The sequence below is a fragment of the Streptomyces sp. NBC_00237 genome (assembly GCF_026342435.1).
In the GTDB taxonomy this organism is placed as follows: Bacteria; Actinomycetota; Actinomycetes; order Streptomycetales; family Streptomycetaceae; genus Streptomyces.
Window position 1 is genome coordinate 2,705,860 of the sequence record NZ_JAPEMT010000001.1, and the last position, 19,503, is coordinate 2,725,362.

Below are 19,503 nucleotides of genomic sequence, written 5' to 3' on the forward strand. Positions count from 1 at the left end.
CGTACCTGTCCGCGACGCCTGGCAGACTCCACCGCATGTTGGAGACCTCGGCCCGGCTGCTGCGTCTGCTCTCGCTGCTCCAGGCCCACCGCGAATGGACAGGACCCGACCTGGCGGACCGTCTCGGCGTCACCGCGCGCACCGTGCGGCGGGACGTCGACCGGCTCCGCGAGCTCGGCTACCCCGTGAACGCCAGCCCCGGCACCGGCGGCGGCTACCAGCTGGGCGTCGGCGCCCAGCTGCCGCCCCTGCTCCTCGACGACGACGAGGCCGTCGCCGTCGCGGTCGGCCTGCGCACCTCGGCCGGTCAGGGGGTCGAGGGCATCGGCGAGAGCTCCGTACGCGCCCTGGCCAAGCTGGAGCAGGTCCTCCCGGACCGGCTGCGCCGCCGTGTCGGCGCGCTGAACGCCTTCACCGTCCCCCTGCTGCACGGCCGCAGCTCCGCCTCGGTCGAGCCCGCCGTCCTCACCGAACTCGCCACCGCATGCCGGGACTTCGAGCGACTGCGCTTCGCGTACCGCGACCACTCCGGCAACACCACCCGGCGCACCGTCGAGCCGCACCGCCTGGTGTGCACCGAGCGCCGCTGGTACCTCGTCGCCTGGGACGTCGACCGCGCCGACTGGCGTACGTTCCGGGCCGACCGGATCACCCCGAAGCCACCGCACGGACCCCGCTTCGCGCCCCGCGAGGCCCCGGCCGACGACCTCGCCGCGTACGTCTCGAAGGGCATCTCCACCTCCGCGTACGCGGCGACCGCCGTGCTGCGCCTGCTCGTTCCCGTCGAGACGGCACGCGAGGTCGTCGGCCCCGACGACGGCGTGCTGGAGGCCGAAGGCCCGGACGCATGTCTGCTGCGCACCGGGGCGCACAGCATGGACGTCCTGGTGATCCACGTCCTCCTGATGGGGATGGAGTTCGAGGTGGTCGAGCCGGTGGAACTGACCGCACGGATCACTGCGGCCCGTGATCTCCTCGGGCGCGCTCTGGATCGAGCGGTGCCGGAGTGACCTGCGACTCCTGCTGGAGCGCGGCGATCTCCGGGTGGTGCAGGTCGAACGCGGGGGACTCCGAGCGGATCTTGGGCAGCGTGACGAAGTTGTGCCGGGGCGGCGGACAGGACGTCGCCCACTCCAGGGAACGCCCGTAGCCCCAGGGGTCGTTCCGGTCGGTCTTCACCCCGTACTTGGCGGTCTTCCAGATGTTGTACAGGAACGGCAGTGTCGAGAGTCCGAGCAGGAACGCCCCGCCGGTGGAGATCATGTTGAGCGCGGTGAACCCGTCGGCGTCGAGATAGTCCGCGTACCGGCGTGGCATTCCCTCCGCGCCCAGCCAGTGCTGCACCAGGAAGGTGGTGTGGAAGCCGACGAACAGGGTCCAGAAGTGGACCTTGCCCAGCCGCTCGTCCAGCATCTTTCCGGTGAACTTCGGCCACCAGAAGTAGAACCCGGCGAACATCGCGAACACCACCGTGCCGAACACCACGTAATGGAAGTGCGCCACGACGAAGTACGTGTCCGTGACGTGGAAGTCCATCGGCGGCGAGGCCAGCAGCACTCCGGTGAGACCGCCGAACAGGAAGGTCACCAGGAAGCCGACGGACCACAGCATCGGCGTTTCGAAGGACAGGGAGCCCTTGAGCATCGTCCCCGTCCAGTTGAAGAACTTCACCCCGGTCGGTACCGCGATCAGGAACGACATGAACGAGAAGAACGGCAGCAGCACCGCACCCGTGGCGAACATGTGGTGCGCCCACACCACCAGCGAAAGGCCGGTGATGGCCATCGTCGCGCCGATGAGCATCACATAACCGAAGATCGGCTTGCGGGAGAAGACCGGGATGATCTCCGTGACGATGCCGAAGAACGGCAGCGCGATGATGTAGACCTCCGGGTGGCCGAAGAACCAGAAGAGGTGCTGCCAGAGCAGCGTTCCGCCGTTCTCCGCGGCGAAGACCGTCGAGCCGAACCGCCGGTCCGACTCCAGCACCAGCAGTGCCGCCGCGAGCACGGGGAACGCGACCAGGATCAGGATCGACGTGAACAGCACGTTCCAGGTGAAGATCGGCATCCGGAACATCGTCATGCCCGGGGCGCGCATCCCGATGATGGTGGTCAGGAAGTTCACCGCGCCGAGGATCGTGCCGAAGCCGGACAGGGCGAGCCCCAGGATCCACAGGTCCGCCCCGATGTTCGGCGAGCGCTCCAGTCGGCTGAGCGGGGTGTAGGAGGTCCAGCCGAAGTCCGCCGGGCCGTTCGTCGCCAGCAGCGACCCGAGCACGATCAGCCCGCCGAAGAGGAACAGCCAGTACGAGAACATGTTCAGCCGGGGGAACGCCACGTCGGGCGACCCGATCTGGAGCGGCATGATCGCGTTGGCGAATCCCGCGAAGGTCGGCGTCGCGAACAGCAGCAGCATGATCGTGCCGTGCAGCGTGAACGCCTGGTTGTACTGCTCGTTGGACATGAGCTGCATGCCGGGCCTGGCCAGCTCGGCCCGCATCAGCAGGGCCATGACACCGGCGACCAGGAAGAAGCCGAACGACGTGATCAGGTAGAGGTGCCCGATCTTCTTGTGGTCGGTGGTGGTCAGCCAGTCCACGACCACCCGCCCCGGTCGCCGGTCCCGTGCAGGTGGAGCGGCAGGCGCTTCCACGGTCTCCGTACCCATCGTGCCCCCTCGCCGTCCGCGGACCGGGCCCCACCCGACTCATGATGCGCGCGCGGGGCCCGGATCCGACAGGGGGCGTACGCGATCGGATGCGGGACGCGCGGAGCGCGGGGGAGGGCGGGAGGGGCGGGGAAGGGGGCGCGTAAGGGGTGTGGATGGGTGTTCGACGGAAGGGAGTTGATGCGGAATCAAGAATTCCGCCGATGCGCGCCCGTCCGCGGATATCGTTCCGGCGTTCTTCCGAATGGGCGTGACCTGCGGCGCGATTCCTTCCGGTCGGAAATTGAAGAATGCGTCGAGCGTGTCAATTCCCCGGTGTATGGGTGGAATTCAGGGAGAGATAAAGTGCCCCATCGGGTGAAAGGGACTCCGGCAAACTTCTGTCGTGATCTTGTAACACAAGCGTGACCGGGACGGTGCCCGGCCCCTACGGTGGCCCCCATGGCATCTCTACCGAAACCTCCCGCCCAGCCCGACGACAACCCCGAGAGCTACGTCGGCCTCACGTCCGACGAGGCCGAACGCACCGCGACGGAACACGGCTGGAGCACCGTCAGGACGCTCGCTCCGGGCGCGATCATCACCATGGAGTTCCTCCACGGCCGCCTCAACTTCGAGGCGAAGGACGGCAGGGTCACCCGCTGCTGGATCGGCTGACCGCCCCGCCCCGCCGCCCCGTGCGGTCCCGGTCACGGCGACGAAGGCGGGCTCCGGTCACGACTCACGACGAAGGCGGGTCCCGGTCACGGCGAAGGCCCCGTACCGCTCGATGCGGTACGGGGCCTTCCCTGTGCGTACGGGATGCGGTGACGGAGCCTCAGCGCGCCGGATGCGGAGCGTGCGACCCGTTGCCCCCGCGGGACTGCGGGGGCCTGCGGCTGCCCGCCTGGGTGACCGGAGCGCGCTCCGAGCGGACCGCGTGCGGCCGGGGTGCCAGGTGCGCCGCCGGGGCGGGCAGGTGCTGGGCGGGGCGGGTGCCGGCGTACCGTCCGCCGCCCGAGCCGACCGTCTCGCGGGCGGGTGCGGCGTCCGGGCCGGTCCGTATCGAGGGAACGGCCACCGGGGACACCGGCTCCACCGTGCCGGTCGGGCGGGCTGTGAGCGCGCCGCGGGCCCGCCACCGGTCGCGGGCGGCGAAGATGAACGCCTCCGTGCGCCCGATCGTCGGCTCGACCCAGGGCAGCGCCAGCAGGACCAGCAGGCCCGCGGCCCAGCCGAGCAGTACGTCGCTCAGCCAGTGCGTGCCCAGGTACACCGTGGTCGCCCCGACACTCAGGGCGACCGTCGCCGAGATGACCGAAAGCCAGCGCCTGGCCCGTGGGGTGGTCGCCAGGTACGCGAGGATGCCCCAGGTCACGACCGCGTTGGCGGTGTGACCCGAGGGGAATATGTCGCCGCCGAGGAACATCTCGGCGGAACCGATCTCGGTCGCGTAGTGCGGTCCCAGGCGGCCGAAGCCGATCTTCACCGCGCCGACCGTGATGTTGAGCAGCAGCAGCGCGGCAGCCATGGCCAGCAGCGGGCGCAGCGTGTGCTGCCGCCAGGAGCGCCAGCCGAGCCAGGCCGCGATCATCACCGCGGTGGGGCCGCGCTGGCCCAGCACCACGAAGTAGTCCAGGAACGCGTGCACCTCCGGCCACTGCTCGTACGGCCGGAAGAGCATGACCTTCCAGTCGAGCAGCACGAGCCAGGAGGAGACCAGCACGCCCCAGACGATGGCGACGTAGAACGCCACCGTCGACCCGAGGAGAACCTTGCGGGTCCGGCTCATGCCGGGAACCTCAATCTCCGGCGGCTCCGGTTCCCGGTCCAGCCGGGCAAAGATTCTGTCGATACGCACCCAATCGACATTACAGCGAGTGAGTGACGGGCCCGGCCGGTCCTGCCTCTTTGTGATGACGATGTGATGTGGGGTGTGTCTCACGCCGGGGCTTATTCCCCGTTGTCCGGGAATTAGCCGGGACCTTGTGCTCTATTCAATGCGGGCGGTTCCCGTGACTTCCTGAGAAAACGATGAATTCAGCCGGATGATCATTTCCACGGGTAATTCCCTCGGCCGACGGGCTCGTCGGCAGGTTGATCGGGAGGCCCGTCGCGAGGTCCGCACGCGTAGACCGCCGTCCCCGCGGGAACCACCCACAGGGTGTCGCGCGTGGTCGTGCTTGGTGAACGGCGCACGGTGCGCGGGCGTTCGGCGCGGCGCGCGTGCGTGGCGTACGCCACACAGGCTGGGACGTTTCCGTGAGAGATGGGCCACGCACCACGGGGGTGAACTCGCGTACGCTGACGGCTCACTCGCCCGTCGATGCCGGGCCCACCTGGACGTATCAGACAGACACGTCCCCAGGCGGCCCACCGAGCGCGAGGGATTCACTGGGAGGTTACGTACATGGCAGGGACAACCACGGCCGGCAAAGAGCTGACTGCGGGAGGTCCTTGGCGACGGCTCCTGAACGGGGGAGCCAACCGCTGGGTCGTGCTCGTCGTCCTGTGCCTGAGCCTCATCCTGGTCGCGCTCGACTCGACGATCCTGCACATCGCGGTCCCCTCGGTCACCGAGGACCTGCGTCCCGGCTCCGTGGAGCTGCTGTGGATCGTCGACTCGTACCCCCTCATCTGCGCCTCGCTGCTGATCCTCTTCGGCACGCTGGGCGACCGCGTCGGACGACGGCGCATCCTGATGCTCGGTTACGGGCTGTTCACCGTCGCCTCGGCGATGGCCGCCCTCGCGCAGACTCCGGAACTGCTCATCGCGGCCCGCGCCCTGCTGGGCGTCGGCGGCGCGATGATCATGCCCGCGACGCTCTCCATCGTCCGGGCGGTCTTCCCCGACCGGCGCGAGCGCTCCATGGCGATCGGCATCTGGTCCGCGGTCACCGGCATCGGAGCCGCGGCGGGCCCCGTGCTCGGCGGCTTCCTGGTCGAGAACTTCTGGTGGGGTTCGGTCTTCCTGATCAACATCCCGCTGATGATCGTGATCATCCCGCTCGGCCGTCTGCTGCTCCCCGAGTCCAAGGGCAGCGGCGAGGGCCCGTGGGACGTGGTCGGCGCGCTGATGGCCTCCGCCGGTGTGCTCGGCGTCGTGTACGGGGTGAAGCGGGCGGGCAGCGGCGATCCGGCGCTCGACGTCATGACGCTGGGCCCGCTGCTGGCCGGTGCGGTGCTCCTGGTGCTCTTCGTGCGCCGCCAGCGGCGCCGCGAGCACCCGCTCATCGACATGAAGCTCTTCTCCCGCCCGGCCTTCACCGCCTCGGTGGGCTGCATCGTGCTGGGCATGCTGGCGCTGGTCGGCCTGGAGCTGATCGCGGTCCAGTACCTCCAGCTGGTGCTGCACCTCAGCCCGCTGGAGACCGGCATGCGGCTGCTGCCGCTGACCTTCGCCGCGATGGTGGCGGGCGGTCTCGGCTCCTACGTCCTGCAGAAGGTCGGCCCCCGGGCCATGGTCGCCTTCGGCTTCTCGCTCACGGCGGCCTCGGTGCTGCTGCTGACGATGATGGGCCAGGAGGACCAGCCCTGGCTGCTGGCGGGCGGCTTCGTCCTGCTCGGCTTCGGCCTCCAGGCCACCCTCTTCGGCAGTTACGAGTCCATGCTCAGCGAGGCTCCGGCGGACGCGGCGGGCGGCGCCGCGGCCATCGGCGAGACCTCCTACCAGCTCGGCGCGGGCATGGGCATCGCCCTGCTCGGCAGCGTGATGAACGCCGCGTACGCCCCCGGCCTCAAGCACGTCGAGGGTGTGGCGGCGGCCGACTCCACGCACGCGTCGAACTCGCTCGGCGAGGCGTACGAGGTGGCCAAGGAGCTGGGCGGCAAGGCCGGGCAGGCCCTGTACGACGCCGCCCGGGTCGCCTTCGTGCACGGGCTGCACGTCACGCTGGTGACCAGCGCGGCCCTGCTCCTGATCGGCGCGGTCGCCGCGCTGCGGCTGCCGCGCGGCATGGACCAGGCGGCCCCGGACGCGGAGGACGACGTTCCCGCCGGACCCGGGACTCCCGGGGTTCCCGGGGCTCCCGAGGCGCAGACGGTCCACTCGCTCGAAAAGCCCGCGTCCCCGCAGCTGCCTGCGGCCCGCGAGCCCGCCGAGGCGACGGCGAGCCGGGACTGACCGCGAGGGCCGCAAGGGCCGCGAGGGTTGCCGAGGGCCGCGTCCGCGTCCTTCGGCGACCCGGGTGAGGGGCCCTGGACGTGGCCGGGCCCCGGCCCGTAACGTCTCTCCGGAGCTTTAACTAACGCTGCTAGTTAAGAGAGCCGCCGGAGGGCCCGATGTCCGCACGTCCCGCCAAGCTTCCGCCGTTCGACCCCGCCGACCCGCTCGGCGTCGACGACCTGCTCGCCCCCGAGGACCTCGCGATCCGCGACACGGTCCGCGGCTGGGCCGCCGACCGCGTCCTGCCGCACATCGCCGACTGGTACGAGCGCGGAGAGCTCCCGGGCATCCGCGACCTCGCCCGCGAGCTCGGTGCGATCGGCGCGCTGGGCATGTCCCTGACCGGTTACGGCTGCGCGGGCGCCAGCGCCGTCCAGTACGGCCTGGCCTGCCTGGAGCTGGAGGCCGCCGACTCCGGGATCCGCTCCCTCGTCTCCGTACAGGGGTCGCTCGCGATGTACGCGATCTGGCGCTTCGGCTCCGAGGAGCAGAAGCAGCGGTGGCTGCCGTCCATGGCGTCCGGCGAGACCATCGGCTGCTTCGGCCTGACCGAGCCCGACCACGGGTCCGACCCGGCGGGCATGCGGACGTACGCGAAGAAGGACGGCACCGACTGGGTGCTCAGCGGCCGCAAGATGTGGATCACCAACGGGTCCGTCGCCGGGGTCGCCGTCGTCTGGGCGCAGACCGACCAGGGCATCCGAGGCTTCGTCGTCCCCACCGACCGCCCCGGCTTCTCCGCCCCCGAGATCCACCACAAGTGGTCGCTGCGCGCGTCCGTCACCAGCGAGCTGGTACTGGACGAGGTACGGCTGCCCGCCGATGCCGTGCTTCCTGAGGTGACGGGCCTCAAGGGGCCGCTGAGCTGCCTGAGCCACGCGCGGTACGGAATCGTCTGGGGCGCGATGGGAGCGGCGCGCGCCAGCTTCGAGGCGGCGCTCGACTACGCGAAGACCCGCGAACAGTTCGGCAGGCCCATCGGCGGCTTCCAGCTCACCCAGGCCAAGCTCGCCGACATGGCGGTCGAGCTGCACAAGGGCATCCTGCTCGCCCACCACCTGGGAACGCGCATGGACGCCGGGAAGCTGCGCCCGGAACAGGTCAGCTTCGGCAAGCTCAACAACGTACGGGAGGCGATCGAGATCTGCCGGACCAGCCGGACGATCCTCGGCGCCAACGGGATCTCGCTCGAATACCCCGTGATGCGGCACGCCACGAACCTGGAATCGGTGCTCACGTACGAGGGCACCGTGGAAATGCACCAGCTGGTGCTGGGCAAGGCGCTCACCGGACTCGACGCGTTCCGGTAACCACAGGGATCTCCGATCCCCGGTGAGCGCCCCGCTCAGCTCTGATTGAAGAAGCCGCCGGTCTGCCGGCCGGCGGCCTCGCCGCTCACGATGTTCGTGTCGGCGGGGGTCAGCAGGAAGACCCGGGTGGCCACGCGCTCGATGGAGCCGCGCAGACCGAAGGTCAGACCGGCCGCGAAGTCCACGACGCGCTTGGCGTCGCCGGGCTCCATGGACGTCAGGTTCACGATCACCGGGACGCCGTCCCGGAACAGCTCGCCGATCCCGCGCGCGTCCCGGAAGCCGTCGGGCGTCACGGTCGCGATGCGGCGGCCGTGGTCCTCGGCCTTCTCGGAGACGACACGGACCCGGGGATCCGTGACCCAGGGCTCGGGTGTCTCGTTGTTCCCCTCGGCGTACTCGTCGTCGTAGTAGCGGTCGTCGTCGTTGTCCTCGACGAGTCCGAGCCAGGCACTCGCCTTGCGAACCGATCCCATGAACGCCTCCTTTCACCGCGGTCTGCTTGTGTTCCGCTCCCCCTATGGTCGTCCATCATGCGGATTGCGCGCCAAGTGGATAGTCGGCGCGCAGGGTTTTCGTGACGGTACTGGTGCAGAAGTTGTGGTGATTTCCCAGGGTTCAGTCGTTGCGGGGGCCGCCGGGAGAGTGTAAATCCCACCATCGGGCCAGATGGGTGAGCAGGGCGACGGACGGGTGAACCTACGTCGTCGGTACGATCCCTGACGGACAGTTCAGTAGGTGTCCGGCGGCCCGGTGGAGGCGGCCGGACGGCATTTCGGGGGCGCGTTTTGTTCGGCATCGTCAGACCATGCACGCATCGGCTCAGTCAGGGGCTCAAGACGGAGTGGATGGCACATCTGTGCGGCCTCTGTCTGGCGCTGCGCAGTGACCACGGCCAGTTCTCACGGATCGTCACCAACTACGACGGCCTGATCGTCTCGGTGCTGACGGAGGCTCAGTCCGTACGGTCCACGGACTGGCGGCGCACGGCGGGCCCCTGTCCGCTGCGCGCGATGCGTACGGCTCCGGTCGCGCAGGGCGAGGGTGCGCGGCTCGCCGCCGCGGTCTCGCTGGTGCTGGCGTCCGCGAAGGTACGGGACCACGTGGCCGACCGGGACGGGCTGTTGGGCCGCCGCCCGGTCGCGCTGGCCGCCCGCCGGGTGGCCAGGGGCTGGGACAGGGCGGGGGCGCGGATCGGCGGGTCGCTCGGCTTCGACACGGCGGTGCTGGTCGACGCTGTCGACCGGCAGACCGGTATCGAGGCCGTCGCCGGGATCGGCACGCCGCTGCTCTTCGTCACCGAGCCGACGGAGACCGCGACGGCGGCGGCCTTCGCGCACACGGCCGTGCTCGCGGGGCGGCCGTCGAACGCGGCTCCGCTCGCCGAGGCCGGTCGCCTCTTCGGGCGGCTCGCGCACCTGCTGGACGCCGTGGAGGACAAGGCGGCTGACGACGCGTCGGGGGCCTGGAACCCGCTGACCGCCACCGGCACCTCCCTCGCCGAGGCCCGTCGGCTGTGCGACGACGCGGTGCACGGGGTGCGGCTCGCGCTCAAGGAGGCCGAGTTCGTCGACGGCAAACTGGTGCACGTGCTGCTCGCGCACGAGCTTCAGCAGTCGGTGCACCGGGCGTTCGGCACGAACGCGTGCGGGCACGACGGACACGGGCCCGCGTCCGTCGAGGCGCACGGCAATCCGTACGCCCCTCCGGGTGGCCCCCATGCGCCGGGCACGCCCGGGGCGCCCGGCGGACCGACGCCGCCGACCCCGCCTCCGCCGCCGCGCGATCCGCGGGGGCTGCTGGCCGGGTGCATGGTGGCGATCGGACTGTTCTGCACCTGCCAGGTGTGCTGTGCGGGCGAGTACGAAGGTCCGTGGTCGCGGCAGAGGCGCGAGGGCTGTTGCAGCAACTGCGACTGCTCGTGCTGTGACTGCTGCGAAGGGTGCGAGTGCTGCGAAGGGTGTGGGTGCTGCGACTGCAGCTGCTGACGCCGGTGGGTGAGGGGGGCGTACAACAGTGACGCGGGTACGGCTGCGGGTGCGCCCGGACGCGGCGGTGGCCGGTGGGCAGCGGACAGTGGGTGGTGGAGTCGGAAGCTCAACAGGACGCGGACCACACTCGACCGAAGTCGATGTGGGAGCGCGTGACCAGCCACTGCTGCGAATGCATGAGCGCCATAGAACAGGCGTTTCGGTGAGGCGTCAACCGCCGTGAGACGGGCTGCCCACAGTGTGGACATGCTTGACAGTGCGCGGACCGGCCGCCGTACTCTCGCCCCAGGACCGTGCCCAAGGCGCGGCCCAGGACCGTGCTGAGGGGCTCGGGCCGATGCGTGTGCGTACCCGCTCGTGTTCCGTGTGGTCTCCGGTGAGCGTGGACTCCCTTGTCTGAACCCTGCGTTCACGGAGCCCCCGCATGCCTGCATCCGCCGTCTTCCCTCCCTCCGCACCGCTGCCGCGCACCGATGTCCCGAGCCTCGTCCTCATCGGCGCGGGCCCGCGCGGCACCGGACTGCTGGAACGCGTCGCCGCCAACCTGCCTTCCCTGTGGGGCAGTTCACGCCTCGACATCCACCTCGTCGACCCGTACCCGCCCGGCGGCGGGCGCATCTGGCGGCGCGACCAGTCGCCGCTCCTGTGGATGAACTCCCGCGCCGAGGACACCACGCTCTTCACCGACGACTCCGTGCGGATGGCGGGCCCGGTCCGCACCGGCCCGACGCTCGCCGAGTGGGTCGCCCTCGTGAGGGACGGCGCGCTTCCGAGTGTCTCCGATCCCGAAGTGCGGGCGGAGGCAGGGCGGTTGGGGCCGCGCGACTTCGTCGGGCGCAGGGTGCAGAGCGCCTATCTGGCCTGGGCGTACGCCGAGGCGGTCGCCGCACTGCCGGAAGGGGTCCGGGTGCACGAGCACCGCACCCGGGCGCGGCGGGTCACCGGGCCGCGCGACGGACGCCAGCGCGTCTGGCTCGAAGGCCGCACGGAGCCGCTGCACGCGGACGCGGTGGTGCTCGCGCTCGGCCACCTGGACACCGAACCAGCCCCGATACGCGGCGCGTTGGAGGAGTTCGCGCGGCGGCGCGGGCTGACCCACCTGCCGCCCGCCTTCACCGCCGACGCGGACCTGACCGCCCTGCGCGGCGGGGAGCCCGTGCTCGTGCGCGGCTTCGGTCTCGCCTTCGTGGACCTCATGGTCCTGCTCACCGAAGGGCGCGGCGGGCGCTACGAGAGCGACGGGCGGGGCGAGTTGACGTACCTGCCGTCCGGACGGGAGCCGGTGCTGCACGTCGGGTCGCGGCGCGGGGTCCCGTACCGCTCCAAGCTCGGTTACGGCTGGCCGGGCGGCGAACAGCCGGTGCTGCCGCGCTTCTTCGGCCCCGAGCAGGTCGCCGCGCTCCGGGCGCGCGGCGGCGCGATCGACTTCCGGCGCGACGTCTGGCCCCTGATCGGGAAGGAGCTCGGGTACGCCCACTACCACCGCCTCTTCACCGCCCACCCCGAACGCACCGCGCTCACCAGGGCCGACTTCGAGGAGAGGTACGCCGCCGCCGCGCCCGGCAGCGCGGAGGAGCAGGCGCTCCTGGCCTCGGCCGTGCCCGATCCGGCGGACCGGCTCGACCTCGGCGCGCTGGACCGGCCGCTGGAGGGGCGGCGCTTCGGCTCGTACGACGCGCTCCAGGCCGCGCTGCGGGATCACGTACGAGACGACCTGACGCGACGTCATGATCCGCTGCACAGCCCCGACGCGGCCGTGTTCGGCGCACTTCTCTCCGTCTACGGGCAGGTCGTCGCGCTCGGGGACCTGGGGGAGGGCGGCGAGTGGTGGCACGGCTTCTTCAGCTACCTGGGATCGGGCCCGCCGGGACCCCGGCTGCGGCAGCTGCTGGCGCTGTCCAGGGCCGGGGTCGTGCGGTTCCTCGGAGCAGGCGTGCGGATCGTCGCCGACGAGCGGCGCGGGGTCTTCCGGGCGGGGAGCGAGAGCGTGCCCGGCGCGTGGGTGGAGGCGAAGGCGCTCGTCGAGGCCCGGGTCCCGGGCACCGCGCGGCCGTCGAGCCCCCTGCTGCGGGGGCTGTACGAGGACGGGGCCGAGGCCGCCGACGGGAGCGGGCTGCTGAAGGTGGACCCGCACGACGGACGCGTACGGGTACGGGCCGGGGGCGGCGCGGGAGCGGGGACGCACCGGCGGCGCTTCGCGCTGGGCCCGTTCACGACGGACCGCACGGGCGCGGCGTTCAGCCGTCCGCACGGCAACGCCCCGGCCTTCCGGCAGAACGACGCGGCGGCACGGGAACTGCTGCGGTTGCTGGGCGAGCTGCGGGACGCGCGGGGCTCGTGGGGCTCGTGGGGCGGGGAAAGGGAGCCCACCCCGGGGCCGGGGCCGGGGCCGGGGTCCGGGCCGCTCGGGGCGCGGGTGGGAGGGCCGGGGGACCCGGCCGGGGTGGGGGTGCGGTCCGGGCCGTCCCCCGTACGGGAATCGAAACGACTGAAGGGGGATTGAGCATGGGTTCGGCAGTCAGCAGGCCGCTGCATCTGGGGGCGGAGATCGGCGGCGGGGGGAGCGCGGGAGCCGGGGCGGTGGCCGCCCGGGCGCGGCTGGCGGAGAGCGGGGTGCTCGACTTCGTGACCCTCTCCGGGGTGGTGCGCGCGGACGGAGGTTCCGCCGCCCTCGACGTCTTGGCCGAGGTCGCGCCGGAGACGTCCCGGATCGGGCTCGTGCCCACGGTCGGTGTACCGCGGGGCGGGCCCAGCTCCGCACGAGAGGCTCTGGCGGTTCTCGACCGGGACGGCCGGGGGCGCGCGGGGTGGGGAGTCGACGTGTCGACTCCGGGCGCGGAGGCGGTACTCCTCGGGCTGACCGGCGGGGCGGGGGAGCGGCCGGTGACCGTCGTGGACGTGACCGTGTGCGGCACGGGCGGGCTGGCCGTGGCCGCGTACTGCGCGGACGTCGTCGTCGTGCGCGCCTACAGCCCGGGTGAGGCCGGGGTGATGCGCGCCGACCTGCGCAGACGGGCCGCGGCTGCCGGGCGCGACCCCGACGCGCTGCGCATCCTCGCCGCCCTCTCCGTCGACCTCGCGGGCGAGCCGCACCTCGAAGTGCCGCCGTCCCTGGACGCGGAGGCGGTGCGGATCGGGCAGGACGGGGTCGCCCGCTACACCGGGGGGCCCGTCGGGCTCGCCGAGGTGCTCACCCGGTGGCAGGCGGCGGAGGTGGTGGACGGGTTCCACATCACTCCCGTCTCGCCCGACCGTGACCTGGAACGCCTGGTCAACGGCACCGTCACGCTCCTCCAGCACCGCTGTCTGCTGCGGCACTTCTACGCGGGCTCCGCCCTCCGCGACCACCTCGGGCTGCCCGGCCCGGCTCCCGCCCGGTGCGCCGCCGGGAGCCGGGCGTGACAGGGCGCTCGTCCCACACCGGCCGAACAATCCGCCGTATGGAAAGGTTGAACCCATGAGCAGCAGTGATCGAACTCCGCAGACCCCGGGAGCGTACGAGACCGCGCGGCAGGACTGGCAGCGCTGGCACGAGCACCGCGTCGAGACGGTCTCCTCCCCCTACGGGCCCCTCACCCTGACCGGCACCCACTGGCTCGCCGACCACCCGGACGGCCGCATCGACGGCGTGCCGGGGCGGTGGAAGGACGCCGGTACGGAGGTCGTGCTGAGCGCCGAGGCGGCCGACGGCATCAGTGTCGACGGGAAACCGCTGGTGGGAGAGGTGAGTCTCGGCGCGGACCGGGGGCCGATTCCCGAGTCCCGGGTCTCGGCGGGGGAGCGGCGGCTCGTGGTCCTCAGCCGGGAGGGGCTGTGGGCGGTGCGCGACTTCGACCCCGCCTCCGGGGCGCGGCGGGCCTTCGCGGGCATCGAGGCCGGGGCGTACGACCCCGCGTGGGTGCTGCCCGGCCGGTTCGTCCCGTACGAGAAGAGCCGGACCGTGCAGGTGGAGAACGCCGACGGGCGCTCGCGGGGCCTCGGGCTCGCGGGCGAGGTCGTCTTCGCGCACGACGGGACCGAGCACGCGCTGCACGTCGCCGTGGAGGACGACGGCTCGCTGTGGGCGGTCCTCGCGGACGCGGGCAGCGGGGAAAGCAGCTACCGGTTCCGCTTCCTGCGGCCCGCAGCGCCGGACGCCGACGGGGTGGTGAGCGTCGACTTCAACCGGACGCTGCTGCCGCCGTGCGCGTTCGCCGACCACTTCATCTGCCCGTTCCCGCCGCCGGGCAACACGCTGCCGTTCGCGGTGCCGGTCGGAGAACTCAACACATTGACCAAGTAGGCGAGTTGGCGTCCGCCGGGCCGGCGGACGCGGCGCGGCAGCCCCGGTGGCCCCCGTGGCACCGGGGCTGCCGCGCGCCGTGCACCCGTACGCCCGCACACGGCCGAAACACGCCCTTGCGCGCCCCGGCGGGCGCCCGAATACTCCCGAGACAGCGCTTGTCAGGGGCATTGCGGGACCTTCAGTGGCCACAGGGACCCGCCGCACGCCCCGGCTGCGCCTCACGGGCCCCGGGAGATTCCCCACACCGCACCGGGCCCCCGATTCCCCTCGGGAGGAACGACAAGTGAGGAATGAGCGCACCACCCCACACCGCAGCGGAATGGCGAGACGCTTCCGCTTCATGGCCGTGGCGGCAGGACTCGCCGCCACCGCCGCCGTCGCCGTACCGAGCGCCACCGCACAGCCGCACACCTCGAACGCCGCCGTGAGCGCGGCCCAGCTCGCCACCGTCGGAACCGCCGTGCTGCGCGCCGACGTCGCGGGCACCGCCTGGCACGTCGACAAAGCGACCAACACGCTGGTCGTGACCGCCGACAGCACCGTCTCCCGCGCGGAGCTCGCGCGGATCAGGGCGGCCGCCGGCGAGAACGCGCACGCCCTGCGCATCGAGCGCACCCCGGGCAAGTTCTCCAAGCTCCTGTCGGGCGGCGACGCCATCTACGCGCCCTCCTGGCGCTGCTCGCTCGGGTTCAACGTCCGCAAGGGCACCACCTACTACGCGCTGACCGCGGGCCACTGCACCGACGGCAACCCGACCTGGTACGCCAATGCGGCCCGTACGACGAAGATCGGCCCGACCACCGGTTCCAGCTTCCCGGTCAACGACTACGGCATCCTGCGCTACGACAACGCGAACGTCCCCCACCCGGGCACGGTCGGCAGCGTCGACATCACCGGCGCGGGCAACGCCACCCTCAACATGAGCGTCACCCGGCGCGGCTCCACCACCGGCATCCACAGCGGCCGGGTCACCGGCCTGAACGCCACCGTCAACTACGGCGGCGGCGACGTCGTCTACGGCATGATCCGCACCAACGTGTGCGCCGAGCCCGGCGACAGCGGCGGCCCGCTGTACTCCGGCACCACGGCAATCGGTCTGACCTCCGGCGGCAGCGGCAACTGCTCGTCCGGCGGCACGACCTTCTTCCAGCCCGTCACCGAGGCGCTCAGCGCGTACGGGGTCACGATCTTCTAGGTCTCCCCGGCTCCGCCCGGTCGCCGACCGGGCTCCGAAGACTGCAGCCAGCAGCAGACAGGCCCCCGTTCCGGACTGCTCCGGACGGGGGCCTGTCGACTGCCGTCCCGCGGGGTTACCTTCTTCTCAGGACAAGTCCGGAGATACCGGGACCTTGTGACTACTGGGACTCCAGGGGGCCGTGATGGTCGAGGAGTTGGTGTTGGCGGGGGCCGGGGTGGTGAGCGCCGGCGTGGTGTACGTGATGGCGGCGGCCCGCGTGGTCAAGCAGTACGAGCGGGGGGTGGTGTTCCGCCTCGGGCGGCTCAAGGACACCGTGCGGGGGCCGGGGTTCACCATGGTGGTGCCGTTCATCGACCGGCTCGCCAAGGTGAACATGCAGATCGTCACGATGCCCGTGCCCGCCCAGGACGGCATCACGCGCGACAACGTGACGGTGCGCGTCGACGCCGTCATCTACTTCAAGGTCGTCGACGCGGCGGAAGCCCTGGTGCGGGTCGAGGACTACCGGTTCGCCGTCGCGCAGATGGCGCAGACCTCGCTGCGCTCCATCATCGGCAAGAGCGAGCTGGACGATCTGCTGTCCAATCGCGAACAGCTCAACCAGGGTCTTGAGTTGATGATCGACAGCCCGGCGGTGGGCTGGGGCGTGCAGATCGACCGCGTCGAGATCAAGGACGTGTCGCTGCCGGAGACCATGAAGCGGTCGATGGCCCGGCAGGCGGAGGCCGACCGGGAGCGCCGGGCGCGCGTGATCAACGCGGACGCCGAACTCCAGGCGTCGAAGAAGCTGGCGGAGGCGGCGGAAGTCATGTCCGACCAGCCCGCCGCGCTCCAACTGAGGCTGCTCCAGACGGTGGTGGCGGTCGCGGCGGAGAAGAACTCGACGCTGGTGCTGCCGTTCCCGGTGGAGCTGCTGCGGTTCCTGGAGCGGGCGGCTCCGGCTCCCGCACCGGCTCCCGCCCCGGCGCCGCCGTCCCCGTCGGAGCTGTGGCCGGAGCCCGAACCCGAGCCGGAACCCGACAGCGGTCCGGACGCCGAGCCGTGGGCGGAGCCGATCGTCGTACCCATCGAGGAACTCGCCCTGCCCGCGTACCACTTCGACGACGCGACGCGGCTGCCACCGGGCGTGCCCGAGATGCCGCCGGAGCCGCCGGAGCCGCCTACCGGGGTGGCGGATTCCGGTCCGGGGGTGACCGGTACCGGACAGGCGTAGACCTCACCCAGGGGCGGGCACCGATTGCACGGGGTGTTCGCAACTGTGACCGGGCGTTCGCAAAACGGGCACCGCGACGGCATGTCAACAGAATGGGGGCGTGCGGTAGTTGTCGTGTGCGCGTCTGGAAGTCGACCTTGTGTGCTCCCTGTGAGCCTGTGAATAGTGGGGCCACACCCGGGCCCACCCCCACAATTCCGGGCTCGGGACCCCCCACAGGAGGTCATCTGTGAAGCACCGACGCATACCCAAGCGGCGCGCGGCGGCGGTAGGAACCGCCGTCGTCGCCCTGGTCGCCACGGGCATCACCTTCCAGACCGCGAACGCCAGCGAAGGCGCGGCCCCCACGCCGACGCTGAAGACCCTCTCCGTGGCGAGCGCCAACCAGCTCGCGACCTCGCTCACCAAGAAGCTCGGCGCGGACGCCGCCGGGTCGTTCTACGACGCGAAGGCCAAGGCCCTCGTCGTCAACGTCACCGACAAGGCGGCGGCGGAGGCCGTCAAGGCGGCGGGCGGGCAGGCCAGAATCGTCCAGCACACGCTGGCCGAGCTGAAGTCGGCGCGTACGGCGTTGGCGGGCAAGGCGTCCATCCCGGGTACGTCCTGGGCGACCGACCCGGTCAGCAACAAGATCGTCGTCACGGCCGACCGCACGGTGAAGGGCGCCAGCCTCGCCAAGCTCGACAAGGCGGTCAAGGCGCTCGGCTCGAAGGCGCTGCTCAAGCACTCGAAGGGGGAGTTCAAGCCCCTCGTCGCGGGCGGCGACGCCATCTACGGGGGCAGCTCCCGCTGCTCGCTCGGCTTCAACGTCACCAAGGGCGGCGAGCCGCACTTCCTGACGGCCGGGCACTGCACCGCCGAGATCCAGAGCTGGTCGGACAAGCAGGGCGGGTCGGCGATCGGCACCACCGCCGACTCCAAGTTCCCCGGCAATGACTACGGCCTGGTGAAGTACACGGGCGACACCCCGCACCCCAGCGAGGTCAACCTCTACAACGGCAGCACCCAGGCCATCACCAAGGCCGGGGACGCCACCGTCGGCCAGAAGGTGCAGCGCAGCGGCTCCACCACCCAGGTTCACGACGGCGAGGTCACCGGCCTCGACGCCACCGTGAACTACGGCAACGGCCAGGTCGTCAACGGGCTCATCCAGACCACGGTCTGCGCGGAGCCCGGTGACAGCGGCGGTGCGCTGTTCGCGGGCGACACGGCGCTGGGGCTGACGTCGGGGGGAAGTGGGGACTGCTCCGCGGGGGGCGAGACCTTCTTCCAGCCCGTGCCTGCTGCTCTGGCCGCGACGGGTACGCAGATCGGCTGATCCGGAGCTTGACGGGTGAACGATGAGCCCCGGTCCACCACACGGTGGGCCGGGGCTCATCGCTGTGCGGGTGGGTGGCTGGGGTCACTGCCGGGGGCTCTGCCCCCGGACCCCCGCTCCTCAATCGCCGGAGGGGCTCAATTTGTGGCTGAGGTCTCACTGTTCCAGCGAACCGGCTCCGCCGTGAGGTAGCTTGCCCGGGTTCGTGCCGTAAAGGCTGTCCGGAAGATTGCGGGCGCGTGGCCCGCCGCAGCACCCCCGCAACACTCCCTTCGCAATCCACGCACCGCGCCCATTTCCGATTTGCCGGGCGGGAGTTCGCTTGCTGTGATGGCTGCCGACCCACGGCGGAGACCCCGGCCCGTGGGCCCGTCACCGCACTTCAGGAGCACGGCAGCCATGCCCGAAGCCCGTACGACGCCACCACCCCGTGGCCCCTTCGCCGACGCGGTCCGTGCCTTCCGGCGCGACCGCACCGGCATGGTCGCCCTCGCCGTGGTCGTCGGCTGTGTGCTGCTCGCCGTGCTCGCGCCGCTCCTCACTGCCTGGTACGGCAGGAATCCGACCGAGCACTACGGGCAGAACACCCCGGGTCTGCTCAGCGCGGAGGGCCTGCCGATGCTGCCCAACGGGGGCATCTCGGGGGAGTTCTGGTTCGGCCTCGAACCGGGGCTCGGGCGGGACGTGCTCGCCCAACTCCTCTACGGCATGCGGACCTCGCTCCTGGTCGCCGGGGCCTCCACCCTCGTCATCGCCGTACTCGGCATCGTCCTCGGCGTGACCGTCGGATACCTCGGCGGGCTCGCCGACCGGGCCTTCACCTTCCTGTGTGATGTGCTGCTCGCCTTTCCGACGCTGTTGCTGCTGCTGGCGCTCGGGCCGGTGATCCAGACCCGGTTCGTGGACCCGGGCGAGAACGAGCCCGTGTGGATGCAGTTCACCGTCCTCATCCTGGTGTTCGCCGCGTTCGGGTGGGTGCCGCTGGCCCTCGTCCTGCGTACGACCGTGAAGTCCCTGCGGGAGCGGGAGTTCGTCGAGGCGGCCCGCGCGCTCGGCGTCAGCCGCCGCCACCTCGTGTTCCGCGAGCTGCTGCCCAACGTCTGGGCCCCCGTCCTCGTGCACATCAGCCTCGCCCTGCCCGCCGTCGTCACCGCCGAGGCCGCCCTGTCCTTCCTCGGCGTCGGCATCAGCGAACCCGTTCCCGACTGGGGGCGGATGATCTCGCGCGGCGCCGAGGTCTTCTACGACGACCCGACCTACATGGCCTTCCCGGGCGCCGCGATCCTCGTGTTCGTCCTCGCCTTCAACCTCTTCGGCGACGCGGTACGGGACGCACTCGACCCGCGCACCGCCCGCTGAGCCCCTCTCCTCACC

At 71.5% G+C, this 19,503-nt stretch carries 15 protein-coding genes; 12 read left to right on the forward strand and 3 right to left on the reverse strand.

What is annotated here, in order from left to right:
- Window positions 1-35 precede the first annotated feature (35 nt).
- Window positions 36-1,010, forward strand: a complete 975-nt coding sequence (locus OG897_RS11975; RefSeq protein ID WP_266655578.1) for a YafY family protein — start codon at window positions 36-38, stop codon at window positions 1,008-1,010.
- On the opposite strand, the gene ctaD is transcribed toward OG897_RS11975, so the two are convergent.
- Window positions 955-2,670 carry a cytochrome c oxidase subunit I gene (gene ctaD, locus OG897_RS11980; RefSeq protein WP_266655580.1) on the reverse strand — a complete coding sequence of 572 codons (1,716 nt, stop codon included), beginning with the start codon at window positions 2,668-2,670 and terminating at the stop codon, window positions 955-957. The genes OG897_RS11975 and ctaD overlap by 56 nt on opposite strands.
- Before the next feature lie 441 nt (window positions 2,671-3,111).
- On the opposite strand from ctaD, the gene OG897_RS11985 reads away from it, so the two are divergent.
- On the forward strand, window positions 3,112-3,327 hold the full coding sequence (locus OG897_RS11985) for an I78 family peptidase inhibitor (RefSeq protein WP_266655582.1): 216 nt from the start codon (window positions 3,112-3,114) through the stop codon (window positions 3,325-3,327).
- A gap of 160 nt (window positions 3,328-3,487) precedes the next feature.
- Here the strand turns inward: OG897_RS11985 and OG897_RS11990 are convergent, their stop codons facing one another.
- The gene (locus OG897_RS11990; protein WP_266655584.1) at window positions 3,488-4,510 is read right to left on the reverse strand and encodes a phosphatase PAP2 family protein; all 1,023 of its coding nucleotides are present in this window, start codon (window positions 4,508-4,510) and stop codon (window positions 3,488-3,490) included.
- Window positions 4,511-5,059: 549 nt separating this feature from the next.
- On the opposite strand from OG897_RS11990, the gene OG897_RS11995 reads away from it, so the two are divergent.
- Window positions 5,060-6,772: an MFS transporter gene (locus tag OG897_RS11995; protein ID WP_266655586.1), complete on the forward strand. Its 1,713-nt coding sequence runs from the start codon at window positions 5,060-5,062 to the stop codon at window positions 6,770-6,772.
- 158 nt (window positions 6,773-6,930) lie between these two features.
- Entirely contained in the window at window positions 6,931-8,124 is a 1,194-nt protein-coding gene (locus tag OG897_RS12000; protein WP_266655588.1) for an acyl-CoA dehydrogenase family protein, read from the forward strand.
- 35 nt (window positions 8,125-8,159) lie between these two features.
- Here OG897_RS12000 and OG897_RS12005 read toward each other — a convergent pair whose 3' ends face one another.
- Window positions 8,160-8,600 carry a cell division protein SepF gene (locus OG897_RS12005; protein WP_266655590.1) on the reverse strand — a complete coding sequence of 147 codons (441 nt, stop codon included), beginning with the start codon at window positions 8,598-8,600 and terminating at the stop codon, window positions 8,160-8,162.
- A 312-nt stretch (window positions 8,601-8,912) separates the two neighbouring features.
- Between OG897_RS12005 and OG897_RS12010 the strand changes: the two genes are divergently transcribed.
- The 8 genes from OG897_RS12010 to OG897_RS12045 all read left to right on the forward strand — a co-directional run bounded on the left by OG897_RS12010 (window position 8,913) and on the right by OG897_RS12045 (window position 19,488).
- Window positions 8,913-10,112 carry a DUF5685 family protein gene (locus OG897_RS12010; RefSeq protein WP_266655592.1) on the forward strand — a complete coding sequence of 400 codons (1,200 nt, stop codon included), beginning with the start codon at window positions 8,913-8,915 and terminating at the stop codon, window positions 10,110-10,112.
- 427 nt (window positions 10,113-10,539) lie between these two features.
- Window positions 10,540-12,618, forward strand: a complete 2,079-nt coding sequence (locus OG897_RS12015) for an FAD/NAD(P)-binding domain-containing protein (protein WP_266655594.1) — start codon at window positions 10,540-10,542, stop codon at window positions 12,616-12,618.
- A gap of 2 nt (window positions 12,619-12,620) precedes the next feature.
- Window positions 12,621-13,517 carry an FMNH2-dependent monooxygenase gene (locus OG897_RS12020; protein ID WP_266655596.1) on the forward strand — a complete coding sequence of 299 codons (897 nt, stop codon included), beginning with the start codon at window positions 12,621-12,623 and terminating at the stop codon, window positions 13,515-13,517.
- A 55-nt stretch (window positions 13,518-13,572) separates the two neighbouring features.
- A complete protein-coding gene (locus tag OG897_RS12025) occupies window positions 13,573-14,397 on the forward strand; it encodes a DUF1684 domain-containing protein (RefSeq protein WP_266655598.1) in 825 nt (274 codons plus the stop codon).
- A 286-nt stretch (window positions 14,398-14,683) separates the two neighbouring features.
- A complete protein-coding gene (locus OG897_RS12030) occupies window positions 14,684-15,595 on the forward strand; it encodes a S1 family peptidase (RefSeq protein ID WP_266655600.1) in 912 nt (303 codons plus the stop codon).
- 184 nt (window positions 15,596-15,779) lie between these two features.
- Window positions 15,780-16,811, forward strand: coding sequence for a slipin family protein (locus tag OG897_RS12035; protein WP_266655602.1), 1,032 nt, complete (start codon window positions 15,780-15,782; stop codon window positions 16,809-16,811).
- A gap of 229 nt (window positions 16,812-17,040) precedes the next feature.
- A complete protein-coding gene (locus OG897_RS12040; RefSeq protein WP_266655604.1) occupies window positions 17,041-18,129 on the forward strand; it encodes a S1 family peptidase in 1,089 nt (362 codons plus the stop codon).
- 399 nt (window positions 18,130-18,528) lie between these two features.
- Window positions 18,529-19,488, forward strand: coding sequence for an ABC transporter permease (locus OG897_RS12045; RefSeq protein WP_266655606.1), 960 nt, complete (start codon window positions 18,529-18,531; stop codon window positions 19,486-19,488).
- Window positions 19,489-19,503 lie beyond the last annotated feature (15 nt).